At 64.8% G+C, this 16515-nt stretch carries 16 protein-coding genes; 11 read left to right on the top strand and 5 right to left on the bottom strand.

The annotated features are described in order from the left end of the window. Positions 1-1409 (bottom strand): RNA polymerase sigma factor region1.1 domain-containing protein (locus Q7J44_RS03120; RefSeq protein WP_304876901.1); only part of this gene is annotated, 1409 nt, incomplete at its 3' end. 124 nt (positions 1410-1533) lie between these two features. After that, positions 1534-3513 carry a DNA primase gene (dnaG, locus tag Q7J44_RS03125; protein WP_304876903.1) on the bottom strand — a complete coding sequence of 660 codons (1980 nt, stop codon included), beginning with the start codon at positions 3511-3513 and terminating at the stop codon, positions 1534-1536. Between the two features lie 150 nt (positions 3514-3663). Between dnaG and Q7J44_RS03130 the strand changes: the two genes are divergently transcribed. Next, complete coding sequence (locus tag Q7J44_RS03130) at positions 3664-4281, top strand: hypothetical protein (RefSeq protein WP_304876905.1); 618 nt, start codon at positions 3664-3666, stop codon at positions 4279-4281. On the opposite strand, the gene Q7J44_RS03135 is transcribed toward Q7J44_RS03130, so the two are convergent. Beyond that, positions 4278-4727, bottom strand: coding sequence for a CreA family protein (locus Q7J44_RS03135; RefSeq protein ID WP_304876907.1), 450 nt, complete (start codon positions 4725-4727; stop codon positions 4278-4280). The genes Q7J44_RS03130 and Q7J44_RS03135 overlap by 4 nt on opposite strands. A 77-nt stretch (positions 4728-4804) precedes the next feature. Between Q7J44_RS03135 and ybgC the strand changes: the two genes are divergently transcribed. Then, positions 4805-5221, top strand: a complete 417-nt coding sequence (gene ybgC, locus Q7J44_RS03140) for a tol-pal system-associated acyl-CoA thioesterase (RefSeq protein WP_304876909.1) — start codon at positions 4805-4807, stop codon at positions 5219-5221. Positions 5222-5379: 158 nt separating this feature from the next. Here the strand turns inward: ybgC and Q7J44_RS03145 are convergent, their stop codons facing one another. After that, a complete protein-coding gene (locus Q7J44_RS03145; protein ID WP_304876911.1) occupies positions 5380-5778 on the bottom strand; it encodes a response regulator in 399 nt (132 codons plus the stop codon). A gap of 85 nt (positions 5779-5863) precedes the next feature. Next, entirely contained in the window at positions 5864-7042 is a 1179-nt protein-coding gene (locus tag Q7J44_RS03150) for a sensor histidine kinase (RefSeq protein WP_304876912.1), read from the bottom strand. Between the two features lie 195 nt (positions 7043-7237). Here Q7J44_RS03150 and tolQ point away from each other — a divergent pair, with 195 nt between their 5' ends. The 9 genes from tolQ (at position 7238) to Q7J44_RS03195 (ending at position 16498) form a co-directional block, all read left to right on the top strand. Continuing rightward, on the top strand, positions 7238-7933 hold the full coding sequence (tolQ, locus tag Q7J44_RS03155; RefSeq protein WP_304876914.1) for a protein TolQ: 696 nt from the start codon (positions 7238-7240) through the stop codon (positions 7931-7933). 3 nt (positions 7934-7936) lie between these two features. After that, positions 7937-8407 (top strand): protein TolR, encoded by a 471-nt coding sequence (tolR, locus tag Q7J44_RS03160; RefSeq protein WP_304876916.1) that lies wholly within the window; start codon positions 7937-7939, stop codon positions 8405-8407. A 25-nt stretch (positions 8408-8432) separates the two neighbouring features. After that, a complete protein-coding gene (locus tag Q7J44_RS03165; protein WP_304876918.1) occupies positions 8433-9593 on the top strand; it encodes a cell envelope biogenesis protein TolA in 1161 nt (386 codons plus the stop codon). Between the two features lie 148 nt (positions 9594-9741). Continuing rightward, positions 9742-11073 carry a Tol-Pal system beta propeller repeat protein TolB gene (tolB, locus tag Q7J44_RS03170; protein ID WP_370692946.1) on the top strand — a complete coding sequence of 444 codons (1332 nt, stop codon included), beginning with the start codon at positions 9742-9744 and terminating at the stop codon, positions 11071-11073. Between the two features lie 86 nt (positions 11074-11159). Further along, positions 11160-11696: a peptidoglycan-associated lipoprotein Pal gene (gene pal, locus Q7J44_RS03175; protein ID WP_304876920.1), complete on the top strand. Its 537-nt coding sequence runs from the start codon at positions 11160-11162 to the stop codon at positions 11694-11696. A 4-nt stretch (positions 11697-11700) separates the two neighbouring features. Further along, positions 11701-12561 carry a tol-pal system protein YbgF gene (gene ybgF, locus Q7J44_RS03180; protein WP_304876922.1) on the top strand — a complete coding sequence of 287 codons (861 nt, stop codon included), beginning with the start codon at positions 11701-11703 and terminating at the stop codon, positions 12559-12561. Continuing rightward, positions 12552-13832, top strand: a complete 1281-nt coding sequence (gene tilS, locus Q7J44_RS03185; RefSeq protein ID WP_304876923.1) for a tRNA lysidine(34) synthetase TilS — start codon at positions 12552-12554, stop codon at positions 13830-13832. The genes ybgF and tilS overlap by 10 nt, the downstream gene beginning before the upstream one ends. Positions 13833-13910: 78 nt before the next feature. Further along, positions 13911-15818: an ATP-dependent zinc metalloprotease FtsH gene (gene ftsH, locus Q7J44_RS03190; RefSeq protein ID WP_304876925.1), complete on the top strand. Its 1908-nt coding sequence runs from the start codon at positions 13911-13913 to the stop codon at positions 15816-15818. Between the two features lie 80 nt (positions 15819-15898). Continuing rightward, on the top strand, positions 15899-16498 hold the full coding sequence (locus Q7J44_RS03195; RefSeq protein ID WP_304876927.1) for a sulfurase: 600 nt from the start codon (positions 15899-15901) through the stop codon (positions 16496-16498). Positions 16499-16515 lie beyond the last annotated feature (17 nt).

Raw genomic sequence — 16515 nt, forward strand, 5'->3', positions numbered from 1 at the left:
TTCATCAGGCCGATGTTGCCTTCCTGAATAAGATCAAGGAATTGCAGCCCGCGGTTGGTGTATTTCTTGGCGATGGAGATGACCAGACGCAGGTTGGCCTCGACCATTTCCTTCTTGGCCTGACGCGCCTCTTTCTCGCCCTTCTGCACCTGATTGACGATGCGGCGGAATTCGGAAATGTCGACGCCGATATACTGGCCGACCACGGCCATTTCGGCCCGCAGTTCTTCGACCTTTTCGCGCGAGCGTTCCATCAGCGCCTGCCAGCCGCGACCGCCTTTGGCGGCCATGCGGTCGCACCATGACGGGTCCAGCTCATAGCCCTGATATTCGTCAATGAATTCGCGGCGGTTGATGCGGGCGGCGTCGGCGAGTTTGACCATGCCGGAGTTGATGGTCATGATCTTGCGGTTGATGCCGTACAGCTGGTCGATCAGCGCCTCAATCCGGTTGTTGTGCAGGTGCAGCTCATTCACCATCACCACGATTTCAGAGCGCAGTTTCTGGTAGGCGGCTTCATCCTTGGCGGAGAAATGGGATTTTTCCGACAGCGTGGCGGTCATCCGCGCCTCTTGCATGTCGGCCAGCTTGACGTAATCGCGGGCGATGATGGCCAGCGTTTCCAGGACCTTGGGTTTGAGCGCCGCCTCCATCGCGGCGAGCGACATGTTGGAGGCTTCGTCATCGTCGTCATCATCATCGCTGCGCATCAGCGGGTTGCCGTCGGCGTCGAGTTCGGGTTCCGAGGATTCGGTGCGGCGCGGCGTGGCGGCGGTGACATCGACGCCGTCCAGACCGGGCGCGCCGATCGGGCCGTCGAGGTCTTCCTCGCCATCAAGGCTGCGGCCAAAGGTGGCCTCAAGGTCGATGACGTCGCGCAACAGGATGTCTTCGTTCAGAAGTTCGTCACGCCAGATGGTGATGGCCTGAAAGGTCAGCGGGCTTTCGCACAGGCCCAGAATCATGGTGTTGCGGCCGGCCTCGATCCGCTTGGCGATGGCGATTTCGCCTTCGCGCGACAGCAGTTCCACGCTGCCCATTTCGCGCAAGTACATCCGCACCGGGTCATCGGTGCGGTCCAGCGTTTCTGTGGTGGAGCCGGCGACAGCCACTTCGCGTGAGGTCGAGGAGGTTTCCACCAGCTCGCCGCCCAAGGGCGGTTCGCCGTCTTCGACCTCATCATCCTCGATCACGTTGATGCCCATTTCGGAGAGCATCGACATGACGTCTTCGATCTGTTCCGACGACACCTGTTCCGGCGGCATGACCTGATTGAGCTGTTCGTAAGTGATGTAGCCACGCTCGCGCGCGTCGGCGATCATCTTCTTGACAGCCGTCTGGCTCATGTCGAGAGAGACATCGGCCTCCTCTGCCTCTGGTTTGCCGTCGTCGGTGTCTTTCAGGGCCATGGGTGCTCCTTGAGGGCGCGAAGGGCGAATCGGTGCGCTCGTTTCCGAATCAATACCCCGAATCACACCGGATTACAGGTCGGAAGCTGCACTTTCTTGCCCGATAGGTCGGGAAAAGGGTTACTCATTGCTTACCACCACGTCCGCCACGGGTGAAATCGATCGACTGGTGCAGCGAACGGGCGCGGTTCAGCTCGTCCCGGTCCAGCTCGACGCCGTTCGGGGCGATCACTGATTCGCCCTTGGCATCCTGCGGTCCGCGTGCGGCTGAGTGGCGGGCCTCGGCGGCTTTGGACACGCGCCAGGTCAGACCCTCATCGGCCACACCTGTTACATCGTCTTCGGCCTCGGCAATTTCAAGGCGGTGCGCACGATCTGCCTGCAGACGGGCCAGTGCTTCGGCAAGGCAGTGTTCGGCAGCGTCATCGGGGGCGGTGGCGCTGATGGCGGCGGTGATGCGGACATGCGGGTGCAGCAACACGGCTTCGGTCGGCAGCGGGGCCTGTTCCATCAGCAGGGCCAGCAGATCAGGCGCAGACTGGTGATAAAGGATCAGGCTGCGCAGGGTGTCATGGCCGTGGCCCAGAAAATCCAGCCGTTCGAGCGCGGATTCGAACCGGGCGATCAGGCCGGGGTGATGGATGCAGGCCGCCAGCACCACCGCTTCGCGCAAGGAGTCCTGCACCAGATCGGCGGGGGTGGCGAGCAGCGACAGTTTGGTGCTGGCCATCGGGGCCACGGGTTGAAACGGTTTGCCGCGTTGGCCCGGCTGCCAGGGGGCGCGGGGGGGGCGCGGGGTGAAGGGGGTAAAGGGGCGGGCATTGGTGCCGAACAGATCGCCGCGCAGGCGCTTGATCTCCTCGCCGTAATGGCCGCGGATTGACGGGTCGGCAATGCGTTTGAGGGCGGTGCGCAGGGTTTTGTCCAGCGCTGCCTTGCGTTCGGGGCTGTCGAAATTCTTGCCCTCGGTCTCGCGCCGCCACAGCAGGCTGACCATGGGTTGCGCCGTGTCGATCACCTTTTGCATGGCAGGCGCGCCTTGGCTCTTGATCAGGTCATCCGGGTCCAGCCCCGGCGGCAGGACGGCAAAGCGCAGGCCCTTGCCCGCCTCCAGGAGCGGCAGGGCAAGGTCGATGACGCGCAGGGCCGCGCGGATGCCTGCCGTGTCGCCATCGAGCGCGATCACCGGCTCGTCCGCGATGCGCCACATCAGGCGCAGCTGGTCTTCGGTGACGGCGGTGCCGAGCGGGGCGACGGTGGCCTGAAACCCGGCCTCGGACAGGGCGATCACATCCATATAGCCTTCGGCCACGATCAGCGGCTGGCCCTTGCCCGCCGCCTCGCGCGCCGGGGCGTGATTGTAGAGGTTGCGACCCTTGTCGAAGAGTTCCGTTTCCGGGCCGTTGAGGTATTTGGCCCGTGCATTCGGGTCCATCGCCCGTCCGCCAAGGCTGATGGCGCGGCCCCGCGCGTCGCGGATCGGGAAGATGATGCGGCCCCGGAAGCGGTCATAGATCGACCCGTCATCAGCCTTGGCGCAGACGCCGGAGCCGGTGATCAGATCAGCGGCAAAGCCCTTCTGGATCAGGGCGGTGAACAGGGCCTGGCGCGCATCGGGGGCAAAGCCGATTTCCCAGCGGTCGATGGCCGCGTCGGATAACCCGCGTTTGGCGATATAGGCGCGGGCATCGGCTGCCGCCCCGGTTTTGAGTTGCAGGCGGAACCATTTGACCGCCTCTTCCATCACCTGCGCAAGCTGGGTACGGTGATCCTGCTTTTCTGCCGCCTTCGGGTCGCGGGCGGGCATCGGCAGCCCGGCCTCGCGCGCCAGAATCTCGACGGCCTCCATGAAGCCGGTGTTTTCAGACTCCTTGATGAAGGTCAGCACATCGCCTTTGGCGTGGCAGCCGAAGCAATAGTAGAACCCCTTGCGATCATCGACATGGAAACTGGCGGATTTTTCCTGATGGAACGGGCAGGGCGCCCACCAGTCGCCTTTGGCCATGTTGGATTTGCGCATGTCCCAGGTGACCTTGCGCCCCACGATCTGTGAGAGCGAGATCCGGGTGCGCAATTCGTCAAGGAATCCGGGTGGCAGGGACATGGGTTCTATATCGGGTCTTCGGTCTGCCGAGTCCAGCGCGGGGTGCTGCGGGGGGAGCCTCCGGCGGGAGTATTTGGGAAAGGTGCAATGCCGGGGCGTTGTCTTGGGGGGCTGCGGGGGGTAATTGCAGGCCAGCAAACGGAGGCGGGTATGGACGCGGATCAGATCGGGGCTTTGTTCACGCGGGGCGATGGCAGCTATCTGTGTGCGCGCTGGGGGCGGCCTGTCGTGCCGGTGGTGTTTGGGGTGGAAGACGCCACGCTGGGGGTGATCAAGGGCGCGGTTGAGGCGGTGGCGGCACTGGCCGGGCATGAGGTGGCGGAAACCGATACCGAACTCGGGGCCAATCTGATGCTGTTTTTCGTGCGCGACTGGGACGAGCTGCGCGGGGTGCCGAAGCTGGACCAGCTGATCCCCGGGTTGATGCCGCTTCTGGACCGGCTGGAGGCGGCGGGGGCCAACCAGTACCGCACCTTCCGCTTTGATGCGGCGGGGGCGATCAAGGCGTGCTTTGTGCTGGTGCGGATGGATGCACATCTGGCTGACCTGCCCGCCGAGACGCTGGCCCTGTCGCAGGCGGTGCAGGCGGTGCTGACCTGGAGCGAGCAGGCGTTTGCGGCGGGGTCGCCGCTGGCGATGCTGGGCGGGGTGGCGGTGCTGCGGCCCGAGGTGGCGGCGGTGATCCGCGCCGCCTACCACCCGGTGCTGCCGGTGGCGGGGCGCGACGCCAGCCACGCGTTGCGGCTGGCGGCGCGGATGGGGTTTTAGGGTGCGGAAAGCGGGATGACCGAGATCGACATCTTGCCGGAGCCTTGGGTCAGTTCGTTGGCATGGGCCAGATAGACCAGTGCGTTGTTGGCACGGTCATAGATCCGGGTGATGCGCAGGGATTTCAGGATCAGGGACTGGCGTTCGGAAAACACCGTCTCGCCGCGTTTGCCGTCCTTGATGTCGCCAAGGGTGATCGGGCCGGTCTGCACGCAGTCGACGGCGGAGTAGGACGGGTCTTCGAACCAGTTGCCATTGGCCAGCCGGTCGATCAGCGAGCGGTCAAAATAGGCCAGATGGCAGGTGACGCCTTGCACTTTCGGGTCGGCCACGCTTTCGATGATGATGTCATTGCCGACCCAGTCCACCCCGACGCGGCCGATTTCTTCGGACATTGCGGGGGTGGTGGCGAGGGTGAGGGCAAGCAGAAGGGCGGCGCGGTGCATGAGGGTCTCCGTTCATGGGGGTGGGGAACGTGCGGCGGGGGCCTGGGTTCCGCGGGGTTGGAAAAAGGGGGATGGATGTGAAGAGTGACGTGACGGGGGCGCATCGGTTTGAGCTTCGGGTCTATTACGAGGATACCGATCTGGCGGGCATCGTCTATTACGCCAATTATCTGCGGTTTATCGAGCGGGGGCGGACCGAATGGGTGCGCGCGCTTGGGGTCGATCAGGGAAAGCTGCGGGCGGAGGCGGGGATCGTCTTTGCCGTGCGGCGGGTGGAGGCGGATTATCTGCGGCCAGCGGTGTTTGATGATCAGCTGGCTGTGGTGACCGGGCTGGTGGAGCTGGGCGGCGCGCGGATCGTGCTGGATCAGACGGTCTGGCGTGGCGACGAGCGGCTGTTTGCGGCGCGGGTGGTGCTGGTCTGTCTGGGGCCTGACATGGGGCCGGTGCGGATACCGGAGGCGGTGAGGGGGTTGCTGATTGGGGGTGTGTAACAGAAGGGGGGAGGGGATTTTTGGGATGACTGAAATCAGGCGTTTGGAAATTTTCTCAGAGAGGTTTTAACGATTGAGGGGTGGACGGGGGGGCTGCAAGAAGGTCCCGTGCCCTATCGCTCTGCGCAGGGGGAATGAGCGACCGGACGCCCTGTCCATCAGTCCGGCACTTTGGTGAAAGACCTGCTGTCGCTGGCAAGCAAACTTGCCATCCTGTCGATGATGTCATGATCATTGTAGGGTTTCGAGAAAAACAGGCTCCCCGATGGCAGGCTGCTTTCTGCGACGATCGCCGCGCCGGAGGCGACGAGCAGCTTTACAGGGGGCCATCGGTTACGGATGTAATGCGAGAGCTTTATGCCATCCATTGACCCGGGCATCTGCACATCGGTGAACACCAGATCGATGTCGTCGCGCGATTCCAGAATGCGGATGGCTTCGTCTGCATCACAGGCTTCGAGCGCCTCGTACCCGGCAGACCGGACAAGATCGACGGCACCCATCCGGATGATCGCAGTGTCTTCAACCACGAGGACGACAGCCCTACCGTTCTTCATCTGCTTCCTGTCTCTGAAATGATAAGCCCGCAGGCATCGGCATCATAGCCACTGATAACAAAGCCCGCAGTCAACCCTTTGGTTCCTACGCAGCGGGCCGGATGTCTTTATGGTGACCGGCGCTGCCGCGATGACGGATCGTGATGGCGGTGCCGGGATCTGCATCGCTCAACCGGAGTTCGCAGTCCAGGTTCTTGGTCAGCGCTTCCACAATGCCGGTTCCGAGGCCCGCTTTGGGCGCGCTGCTGCCCGCTGGCATCCCGATGCCATCGTCGGTGACAGACAAAGTCCAGCTGCTGCCGGACGCGTGGTAGGCAACCTCAATCCTGCCCGTCGCCTGATCGGGGAACGCGTGTTTGAGCGCGTTGATCACCAGTTCGGTGACAATAAGGCCCAGACTGATGGAAACCTTTGCTGTCACGGCACTGTCATCGGCCATGACCGAGATCGAGAGGCGATCAGGGTCTGCGATCATCGACGCGCCAAGGCTGTCGCACAGCTGCGTCAGATAGGTGCGTATCCCGACCGCGCCGCCGGGAGAGGTTGAAAGCTGTTTTTGCACCGCTGCAATCGACATCACCCGGTGATGGGCATTGTGAAGGTGGCCGCGCACCTCTTCGGACTGTACCTTGCGTGCGCTTTGCATCAGGACGCTGGCGATGATCTGCAGGCTGTTTGCGACCCGGTGCTGGACTTCCTGAAGCAGGATCGCCTTTTCCCGGACCAGATCGTCTTTCAGCCGTGCGTCGGCGCGCGCGTCGGTGACATCGGTCACCGCAAGCAGCAACCGGACACGATCTGTGTCGCCGTCATCCAAAGTGCAGGCATTGACGATCAGGTTGCGGGTTTTCCGGTCCGGCCGTTTGAGATCAATCTCATAGGCTTCGATACGTGCGCTTCCCGCAGCGGTCGTCTTCAGCAAAGACGCAAGCCTGGGCATCGCCCATTCGCCGTTTCCAACCGCGCTGAGGTGCCTGCCGGGCAGCGTCACTGGGTCAAGCTCGAAGGCCCGGCAGAACGAGGCGCTGGCCGCGATGATCACCTGATCTGCGGATAGAAAAAGCAGAGGTTCATGCGAGGAAACCACCACGGCAAGTGTGCTTGCCGCTTCAAAGTGGGCGGCAGGTGTCTTGGACATATCAGAAGCCCCCTTTGGCCGGGAACTCGCGGAGCAAGTCAACACCCGGCACAGGCGCAGTACAGGGGGATGCCCTGAACTGACGATCTGACTGTGCCTACCACACCCTTGCGGGGGCAGCACCACCCTTAATGGTCCGGGTCTTCCGCGACACCTGCCCACCCGCAGGCTGACGCGGCATGATGCCGCCTTTCGACTGTTACACCATGTTTCAGCCGTCCACCGCCTTGTGACGCAGTTGTGTTGGCAATCCGCTTCAAATCCAGATAGAATCACTGCTAACAGGCGGTCACCAAGGCCCCGATAACAAGAGCAGGCGTAATGGAAACGGAAACCCTTGCGATGGCGCAGGAGATTGATTTCTCTTTGATCGCCCTTTTTGCACGCGCGACGCTGACGGTGAAGGTCGTCATGATCATGCTGATGGTCATGTCATTCTGGTCCTGGGCGACGATTGTGCAACGGCACATCCTGTACCGTCTGGCCCGGCGTGAGGCGGCGGTGTTTGACCGCGCCTTCTGGTCTGGCGAGCCGCTGGATGAGCTGTTCGAGAAGATCGGGCCAACGCCTGAAGGGGCCAGCGAGAAGATTTTCGCCGCCGGCATGATGGAGTGGCGGCGCAGCCACCGGCAGGACGGGGCGCTGATCGCCGGCGCGCAGGCGCGGATCGACCGGGCGATGAATGTGGCGATTGCGCGCGAAAGCGAGCGGCTGAACAACGGTCTGTCCTTCCTTGCCACCACCGGGGCGACGGCGCCGTTCATCGGGCTGTTCGGCACGGTCTGGGGCATCAAGCACGCGTTTGAGCAGATTGCCATTTCGCAGAACACCAACCTTGCCGTCGTGGCCCCCGGCATCGCCGAGGCGCTGCTGGCCACCGGCATCGGCCTTGTTGCCGCCATTCCGGCGGTGGTGTTCTACAACAAGCTGAATTCCGACAGTGAGCGTATTCTGGGCGGCTATGAAAGCTTTGCCGATGAATTCGCGACCATCCTGTCGCGCCAGCTGGACGCCTGAGCCATGGCGGGCGGGGTTCAGCAAAGGTCGGGCGGCGGCACGGGGCGGCGCCGTCGCGGCAAGTCGGCCGCGATGAATGAGATCAACATCACGCCGTTTGTCGATGTGATGTTGGTGCTGCTGATCATCTTCATGGTTGCGGCACCGATGCTGACGGTGGGGGTTCCGGTGGAACTGCCGCGCACCGCGGCCAGTGCCTTGCCGACCGAACAGGAAGAGCCGCTGACCATCACGCTGACGGCGGACGGGCGGACGCTGATCCAGACCACCGATGTGCCGGTGAACGAGCTGATCTTGCGGCTGACGGCGATTGCCGCCGAGCGGACGACGAACAAGGTGTTTTTGCGCGCCGACGGGGCGATCCCCTATCAGCGGGTGGCGGAAGTCATGGGCGCGCTGAATGCGGGCGGGTTCAATTCCATCGGTCTGGTGACCGATACGGACGGGCCTGCGATGAACGGCAGCGGCAACTAAGGCCGATTGGGAAAACGCAGGCGTTATGCAGACGGGCACCCTCATTTCCGGCGCGGGCCATGCGGCTTTGATCCTCTGGGTGATTCTGGGGGATTGGCTGTTTCAGCGCAAGGATGCGCCGCCGGTCGAGGTGGCGGAGGTGTCGTTGATTTCATCCGCCGAGTTTGATGCGATGGTGGCGGCGGCGCCTTCGACGCCAACGCCTGCACCGCAGCCCGCGCCGGAGCCGCCTGCGGAAACCCCCGCGCCCGCGCCTGTGGTGGAAGCGCCGCCGCCGGTGGTGGCCGATCTGCCCGCGACCACACCTGCCCCTGCGCCGGAGCCGGTGCCGGAACCCGAACCTTTGCCGGAAAACAATGGTGTGGCCGATGCGCTGCCCTTGCCGGTGAACCCGGACCCGATCCCCGAAGTGCCGTTGCCCCCCACCGCCAGCCCGCGGCCCAAGCCGGCACCACGCGTGGCCCCGGTGCCGGTCGATGCGCCCGAACCTGCGGTGGAAGTGGCCGAAGCGCCTGTTGCGGCAGTGACGCCTGACCCGGTGCAAGAGCCCGAGGTGGTGGAGCCGGAAGAGCCTGAGGCCCAGCCGGAAGAGGCGGGCACCGTGCTGGAAACCGAGGCCAACCGCAATGATCCGGTGGTCGCCTCCGGCGCGCCGCCCAGCAGCCCGCGCCCGCGCGGCCGCCCGGTGCGCAGTGAGGCACCGCCGCTGGAAACCGCGCGGCCAACGCAGACGCCTACTCCGACCCCGACGCCTGCGCCCACGCCCGACACCAATGCCGATGCGGTGGCAGCGGCTTTGGCCGAGGCCATGGCCGCAGAAGATCCGGCCCCGACGGGCGGGGCCACCAACGCGCCGCAGGGACCGCCGATGACCAGCGGCGAGCGCGATGCGATGCGGGTGGCGGTGCAGCAATGCTGGAACGTCGGCAGCCTGTCGTCGGATGCGCTGAACACTACGGTCGTGGTCTACGTCTCGGTGGCGCAGAACGGTGTGCCGGATGCGGGGTCAATCCGGATGGTCAGCGCGACCGGCGGGTCGGATGCCGGGGCGCGCGGCGCGTTTGAAGCCGCGCGGCGGGCGATTATCCGCTGTGGCGCGCGCGGATTTCCGCTGCCGCCCGAGAAATATGACCAGTGGCGCGAAATGGAACTTGTGTTCAACCCCGATGGAATGCGGATGCGATGACAGTCTTTGCGATCACGTTTGCGCCAATATACGCCGAAACGGAGCAATCCCTGTTCCTTTTCCCCCTGACCCCGGCGATGGCTGCGTTAAGCTGCCCGCAACAGACCGAGGACAACCCGAGGCCATGATGACAGTAAATCCATTTACGATGACCGCCCCGATCTTTTTCTCCAGCCTGGCACTCGCCGTGATGGCGCTGTTCGGGGCCCAGAGCCCGGCGCAGGCGCAATCGGGGCCGCTCAGGATCGAGATCACCGAAGGCGTGATCGAACCGCTGCCCTTTGCCGTGCCTGATTTCGTCGATGAAGGCGGGGCCGGGGAATATGCCCGCAACGTCGCCCGGGTGATCGCCAGCGATCTGTCGGGCACCGGCCTGTTCCGCGAGATCCCGCGCGAGGCGCATATCGCGCGGGTCAGCAGCTTTGACAGCTCTATCGGCTATGAGGACTGGAAGGCGATCAACGCGCAGGCGGTGATCACCGGGGCGGTGACGGTGTCGGGCGACCGGATCGTGGTGAAGTTCCGGCTGTTTGACGTGTTTTCCGGCCAGCAACTGGGCGAGGGGCTGCAGTTTGCCGGCACCACCCAGACCTGGCGGCGCATGGCGCATAAGGTGGCCGATGCCGCCTACAGCCGGATCACCGGCGAGGGCGGGTATTTCGATACCCGCGTGGTGTTTGTCAGCGAATCCGGGCCAAAGAACCAGCGGCTGAAGCGGCTGGCGGTGATGGATTACGATGGCGCGAATGTGCAGTACCTGACCGACAGCAGTTCCATCGTGCTGGCCCCGCGCTTTTCGCCCACTGGCGACCGCATCCTTTATACCAGCTATCAGACCGGCTTTCCGCGCATCACGCTGATGGATGTGGGCAGTCTGCGCACGCAGACGCTGGCCGAGCAGCAAGGCACGATGACCTTTGCACCGCGCTTTTCGCCCGATGGCGGACGTGTGGTGTTCAGCCTTGAACGCGGCGGCAACTCGGATCTGTATATGCTGACTCTTGGGTCGGGTAACCTGAGCCAGCTGACCAATGCGCCGTCGATTGAGACCGCGCCGAGTTTCAGCCCGGATGGCAGCCAGATCGTGTTTGAATCGGATCGGTCGGGCACCCAGCAGCTGTATATCATGCCTGCCGGTGGCGGTGAGGCGCGGCGGATTTCGGGCGGGCAGGGGCGCTACAGCACCCCGGTCTGGTCGCCCCGCGGCGACATGATCGCCTTTACCAAGCAGCATCAGGGCCGGTTCCACATCGGCGTGATGCGCACCAATGGTTCGGAAGAGCGGTTGCTGACCGCATCCTTCCTCGACGAAGGCCCGACCTGGGCCCCGAATGGCCGGGTGATCATGTTCACCCGCGAAACCAGCGGGGCCGGCGGTGAGGCGGCGCTGTATTCGGTGGATATCTCGGGGCGCAACCTGCGCCAGATCCCGACACAAGGGGCGGCGTCTGACCCGGCGTGGTCGCCGCTGCTGCCCTGACCCATTTCGCCGCGCCCGATTCACAGGGCGCGGCACATCTGATAAGATCATGGCCAATCGCGCCAGAGAACAAAAGGAAACTGATGATGTCGCTTCTTCCCAAGGCCCTTCTCCTTGTCGCTGCCTTTGGGCTGGCAGCCTGTAACAACCCCGACCGTTTCGGCGCCGGTGGTGCCGGTGGGGGTGCGGGCGGTGCCGGTGGCGCGGGTGGCGGCTTTGTCGACACCACAGGTCTGGGTGACCCGAATGATCCGCGCTCGATCGCCTATTTCAACCAGCGCGTCGGTGACCGGGTGCTGTTCCCGGTGGACCAGCACACGCTGACCGATCAGGGCCGTCAGGTGCTGTCGGGGCAGGCGCAATGGCTGATGACGAATGCGTCTTACGCCGTGATCATCGAAGGCCACGCCGATGAGCAGGGCACGCGCGAATACAACCTTTCGCTGGGTGCCCGCCGGGCGGCTGCGGTGCAGAACTACCTGATTTCGCAGGGCGTGCCTGCTGGCCGGATGCGGACGGTAAGCTATGGCAAAGAGCGCCCGATCGAGGTCTGCTCGACCGAGGCGTGCTATTCGCAGAACCGCCGCTCGGTGACGGTTCTGTCGATGGGCGCGGGGATGTAATCGGATGCTGCGTGCTGCCTTGATTGCGCTGGTGATGACGGGGGGGCCTGCGTTCGCGCAGGCCAACACCCAGACGCTGGCTGATATACGGGCCGAGCTTGGGTCCTTGTCGGCGGAGTTCAACCGGCTGAAGGGAGAACTGGTGCAGACCGGGGCCTCTGGCGGCGCACTGGCCGGCGGGTCGGCGTTGCAGCGGATGGACACTATGGAGTCTGAGCTGTCCCGTCTGACCGCGCGGGCCGAAGAGATTGAGCTGCGGCTGAACCGGGTGGTCAGCGATGGCACCAACCGGATCGGCGATCTGGAGTTCCGGCTGTGCGAAGTGACGCCGGGCTGTGACATCGCATCGGTCGGCAGCACGCCGACTTTGGGCGGCGATACCGGTGGTGGCATGGGTGGCGGGGCTGCGGCCCCGGCGCAGTCGCCCAATGCGGTGGTGATTGAGGAACCAACAGCGCCGTTTTCGGGCGGGGCAGAGCTGGCGATTGGCGAGCAGGCGGATTTTGACCGGGCCCGGGCGGTGCTCGGTCAGGGTGACTTTCGCACCGCCGCGGACCTCTTTGCGACCTTTGCCCAATCCTATCCTGGCTCGCCGTTAAGCCAGGAGGCGCAGTTCAGCCGGGGCGAGGCGCTGGTGCAGCTGGGGGAAACCTCGAATGCGGCGCGGGCTTACCTCGAGTCGTTTTCAGTGAACCCCGACGGGCTGTTTGCGGCTGACAGCCTGCTGAAGCTGGGCGAACAGCTGGGCGTTCTGGGCCAGACGCCCGAGGCTTGCGTGACGCTGGCCGAGGTGGGCGTGCGCTACCCTGCCAGCATGGCCGCGACGCAGGCACAGGTGGCAATGCAAGGGTTTCAATGCCAGTGAGCGCCGCGGACCGGCCCTTGGGTGATGCTGATCTGCCCGACCCTGAGTTGCCAGACCCTGAGTTGATTGAAAGCGCCCGTCGGGCGCTTTCATCGATTCCGGGGCAGGGCTGTGTGGGGCTGGCGGTGTCGGGCGGCGGCGATTCGATGGCGATGCTGCATCTGATGGCGGGGGTGGCGCAGCGGCCACTGGCGGTGGCGACGGTGGATCATGGCTTGCGGGCGGCGTCGGGCGCCGAGGCTGCGGGCGTGGCGCAGGTGTGCGCCGGGCTGGGGCTGCCGCATGAGGTGCTGCACTGGCAGCACGGGCCGGTGGCGGGCAACCTGATGGATGCGGCGCGGCGGGCACGCTACGGCCTGCTGGCCGGGTGGGCGGCGGCGCGCGGGATTGACACGGTGCTGGTCGCGCATACGGCGGATGATCAGGCGGAAACCCTGTTCTTGGGGCTGGCGCGGGCGGCGGGTTTGGACGGCTTGTCTGGCATGCGGCCCCGGTGGCAGCAGGGCGGCGTGTGGTTTCAGCGGCCCTTGCTGGGGGTGACGCGGGCGGCGCTGCGGGGCTTTGTGCAGGGCCGGGGACTGTGGTTTGTCGATGATCCCAGCAATGAGGATGCGGGCTTTGACCGGGTAAAGATGCGCCGGGCGCTGGCAGGGTTGTCTGAGGTGGGGATCACCGCCGAGGGGCTGGCAAATGTGGCGCGCAATCTGGCGGCGGTGCAGGGTGATTTGCGCGCGATGGTGGCCGAGGCGGCGGCGCGGCTGGTGGTGGAGCAGGCGGGAGCACTGCGGATCGACCGCGCGGGCTTTGCCGCTCTGCCGGGAGAGCTGGCACGGCGGTTGATGCAGGCCGGGCTGATGTGGCTGTCGGGGGCGGCGTATCCGCCGCGCGCCGACGCGCTGGCGCGGATGGTGCAGGCGATGGCGGAGGGGCGGGCGGCGACGCTTTGGGGCTGCCGGCTAGTGCCGGGTGCGGGCAGTGCGCTGCTGGTGCGCGAGCCGCGCCATCTGGGGCGGCAGGTGGCTTTGGGCGACGTGTGGGACGGGCGCTGGCGGGTGACGGGACCGGGAGACGGCACAGTGCGGGCGGTGGGACCGGAAGGTCTGGCCCAGCTGCCGGACTGGCGCGCGGCGGGGATTTCGCGGGCGGCGGCGCTGGTCACACCGGGGGTCTGGCAGGGGGCGCGGCTTGTCGCCGCCCCGATCTTAACCCCGGATGACGACTTTACTGCGACATCGACGGCAGGTTTCGGCTTATTCCTGTTATCGCATTGAACCCAGCGCGGTTCTGTCTATCTTAGAGGGCAAGACCGCCGCCCCGTTCCGGGCGGCGGACATGTGGGGAGATGCCTCGTGGGCAATGCACGAAATATCGCATTCTGGGTCGTATTGTTTTTTCTGATCCTTGCGCTGTTCAATCTGTTTGGCGGCAACCAGACCACCACTTCCTCGCGCCAGATTTCCTATTCGGAATTTGTGCAGCGTGTGGATGCGGGTCAGGTTTCCAGTGTGGTGATTGATGGTGAACGGCTGCAGGTGCGCGGCAGTGACGGCAATACCTATGGTGCCATCGTGCCGCAGGGCACCGATGTGACCGACCGGCTGGTCGCCGCCGGTGTGGAGGTGCGGGCCGAGGCGCAGCAGCAATCGGGCTTTGTCTCGATCCTGATGACCTTCCTGCCGTTCCTGCTGCTGATCGGCGTCTGGATCTTCTTCATGAACCGGATGCAGGGCGGCGGCAAAGGCGGGGCGATGGGCTTTGGCAAATCGCGCGCCAAACTGCTGACCGAAAAGCATGGCCGGGTGACGTTCGACGACGTGGCCGGGATTGATGAAGCCAAGGAAGAGCTTGAGGAAATCGTGGAATTTCTGCGCAACCCGCAGAAGTTCAGCCGCCTTGGCGGCAAGATCCCCAAAGGGGCGCTGCTGGTTGGCCCGCCCGGTACGGGTAAAACCCTGCTGGCCCGTGCCATTGCCGGTGAGGCGGGGGTGCCGTTCTTCACCATCTCGGGCTCTGACTTTGTGGAGATGTTCGTAGGCGTCGGTGCATCCCGTGTGCGCGACATGTTCGAGCAGGCGAAAAAGAACGCGCCCTGCATCGTGTTCATCGACGAGATTGACGCCGTGGGCCGTGCCCGGGGCGTGGGCATCGGCGGCGGCAATGACGAACGCGAACAGACGCTGAACCAGCTGCTGGTCGAGATGGACGGGTTTGAGGCGAATGAGGGTGTGATCATCGTCGCCGCCACCAACCGTAAGGATGTTCTGGACCCCGCACTGCTGCGCCCGGGCCGGTTTGACCGCCAGATCCACGTGCCGAACCCAGATATCAAGGGCCGGGAAAAGATCCTTGGCGTCCATGCCCGCAAGGTGCCTTTGGGCCCGGATGTTGACCTGCGCACGATTGCGCGCGGCACGCCCGGATTTTCGGGGGCCGATCTGATGAACCTTGTGAACGAGGCCGCGCTGATGGCCGCGCGCGTGGGCCGTCGCTTTGTCGCGATGGACGATTTCGAGAACGCGAAAGACAAGGTGATGATGGGGGCCGAGCGCCGGTCGATGGTGCTGACGCAGGACCAGAAGGAAATGACCGCGTACCATGAGGCTGGCCACGCCGTTGTGGGCATGGCGCTGCCGAAGTGTGACCCGGTCTACAAGGCGACGATCATCCCGCGTGGCGGTGCGCTTGGCATGGTGATGAGCCTGCCGGAAATGGACCGTCTGAACTGGCACCGCGACCAGTGCGAACAGCGCATCGCGATGACCATGGCCGGCAAGGCCGCCGAGATCATCAAATGGGGTGAGGATTCGGTGTCGAACGGGCCGTCGGGCGACATTCAGCAAGCCAGCGCGCTGGCGCGTGCGATGGTGCTGCGCTGGGGCATGTCGGATGTGGTCGGCAACATCGACTATGCCGAAGCGGCAGAGGGCTATTCCGGCAATACCGGCGGCTTCTCGGTTTCGGCCGAGACCAAGCGGCTGATCGAGCAGGAAGTGAAACGCCTGATTGACGAAGGCTATGACACCGCGCGCCGTATTCTGCTGGAAAAGAACACGGAGTTCGAGCGTCTGGCGCAGGGCCTGCTGGAATATGAAACGCTGACCGGCGACGAGATCAAGAAGGTCGTTCAGGGCGAAAAGCTGGGCGGCGATGATGATGCCGACAAACCGGCCTCGGGGGGCGGGCTGGCCTCTATCCCGTCGATCCCGAAGCTGAAGCCGAAAGCCCCGGGCGGGTTGGAGCCGGAGCCGACGGCCTGAGATCGTTACTCTGATCTGACCCCCGGAGCCTGCGAAGGGTCCGGGGGTTTTTCTTTGTCTAACATGCGTGAGGGTCCGCGATGCCAGCTTTGAAACCGACCGGATTTGTGGGCCGGATCACATGGTTGGGCGTGGTGCCTGACCGCGACCGGCAGCTTGAGGCGGAGCCGGTGCAGCAGCTGCAGGCCAGTTTCGATGGCCCGGCGGGTGAGGCGCATGGCGGGCTGACGCGGCCCGCCTGCAGCCGGGTCAAGGCGCAGTACCCGCGTGACACGGTCATCCGCAACACCCGGCAGTTTTCCCTGCTGGGAGCCGAAGATCTGGCCGAGATTGCGCAGCGCATGGGGCTGGACACGCTGGACCCCGCGCTGGTGGGGGCGACGATGGTGATAGAGGGGCTGCCGGATTTCACCCATCTGCCGCCATCGTCCCGGTTGCAGGGCGAGAATGGGGCGACGTTGGTGGTGGATATGGAAAACCGCCCCTGCGTGCTGCCCGGCAAGCCGATCAACGCGGTGCATCCCGGGTTCGGGGCCAGGTTCAAGGCGGCGGCCAAGGGCCGGCGCGGCGTGACGGCCTGGGTCGAGCGCGAGGGGGTGTTCAGTCTGGGGGAGGCTGTGACCCTGCATATCCCCGATCAGCCGGTCTGGGCGCATTTGAAACAGGCCCGGCGCGACTAGGCGCGCGGCACGTTTGC

This window comes from Pseudotabrizicola sp. (assembly GCF_030656345.1).
Lineage (GTDB): Bacteria > Pseudomonadota > Alphaproteobacteria > Rhodobacterales > Rhodobacteraceae > Pseudotabrizicola.

Coding starts and splice junctions, on each gene's coding strand:
- dnaG (WP_304876903.1), bottom strand. CDS start 3,513: ATGTCCCTGCCACCCGGATTCCTTGACGAATTGCGCACCCGGATCTCG.
- Q7J44_RS03130 (WP_304876905.1), top strand. CDS start 3,664: ATGGACGCGGATCAGATCGGGGCTTTGTTCACGCGGGGCGATGGCAGC.
- Q7J44_RS03135 (WP_304876907.1), bottom strand. CDS start 4,727: ATGCACCGCGCCGCCCTTCTGCTTGCCCTCACCCTCGCCACCACCCCC.
- Q7J44_RS03145 (WP_304876911.1), bottom strand. CDS start 5,778: ATGAAGAACGGTAGGGCTGTCGTCCTCGTGGTTGAAGACACTGCGATC.
- tolQ (WP_304876914.1), top strand. CDS start 7,238: ATGGAAACGGAAACCCTTGCGATGGCGCAGGAGATTGATTTCTCTTTG.
- tolR (WP_304876916.1), top strand. CDS start 7,937: ATGGCGGGCGGGGTTCAGCAAAGGTCGGGCGGCGGCACGGGGCGGCGC.
- Q7J44_RS03165 (WP_304876918.1), top strand. CDS start 8,433: ATGCAGACGGGCACCCTCATTTCCGGCGCGGGCCATGCGGCTTTGATC.
- tolB (WP_370692946.1), top strand. CDS start 9,742: ATGACCGCCCCGATCTTTTTCTCCAGCCTGGCACTCGCCGTGATGGCG.
- pal (WP_304876920.1), top strand. CDS start 11,160: ATGTCGCTTCTTCCCAAGGCCCTTCTCCTTGTCGCTGCCTTTGGGCTG.
- ybgF (WP_304876922.1), top strand. CDS start 11,701: ATGCTGCGTGCTGCCTTGATTGCGCTGGTGATGACGGGGGGGCCTGCG.
- tilS (WP_304876923.1), top strand. CDS start 12,552: ATGCCAGTGAGCGCCGCGGACCGGCCCTTGGGTGATGCTGATCTGCCC.
- Q7J44_RS03195 (WP_304876927.1), top strand. CDS start 15,899: ATGCCAGCTTTGAAACCGACCGGATTTGTGGGCCGGATCACATGGTTG.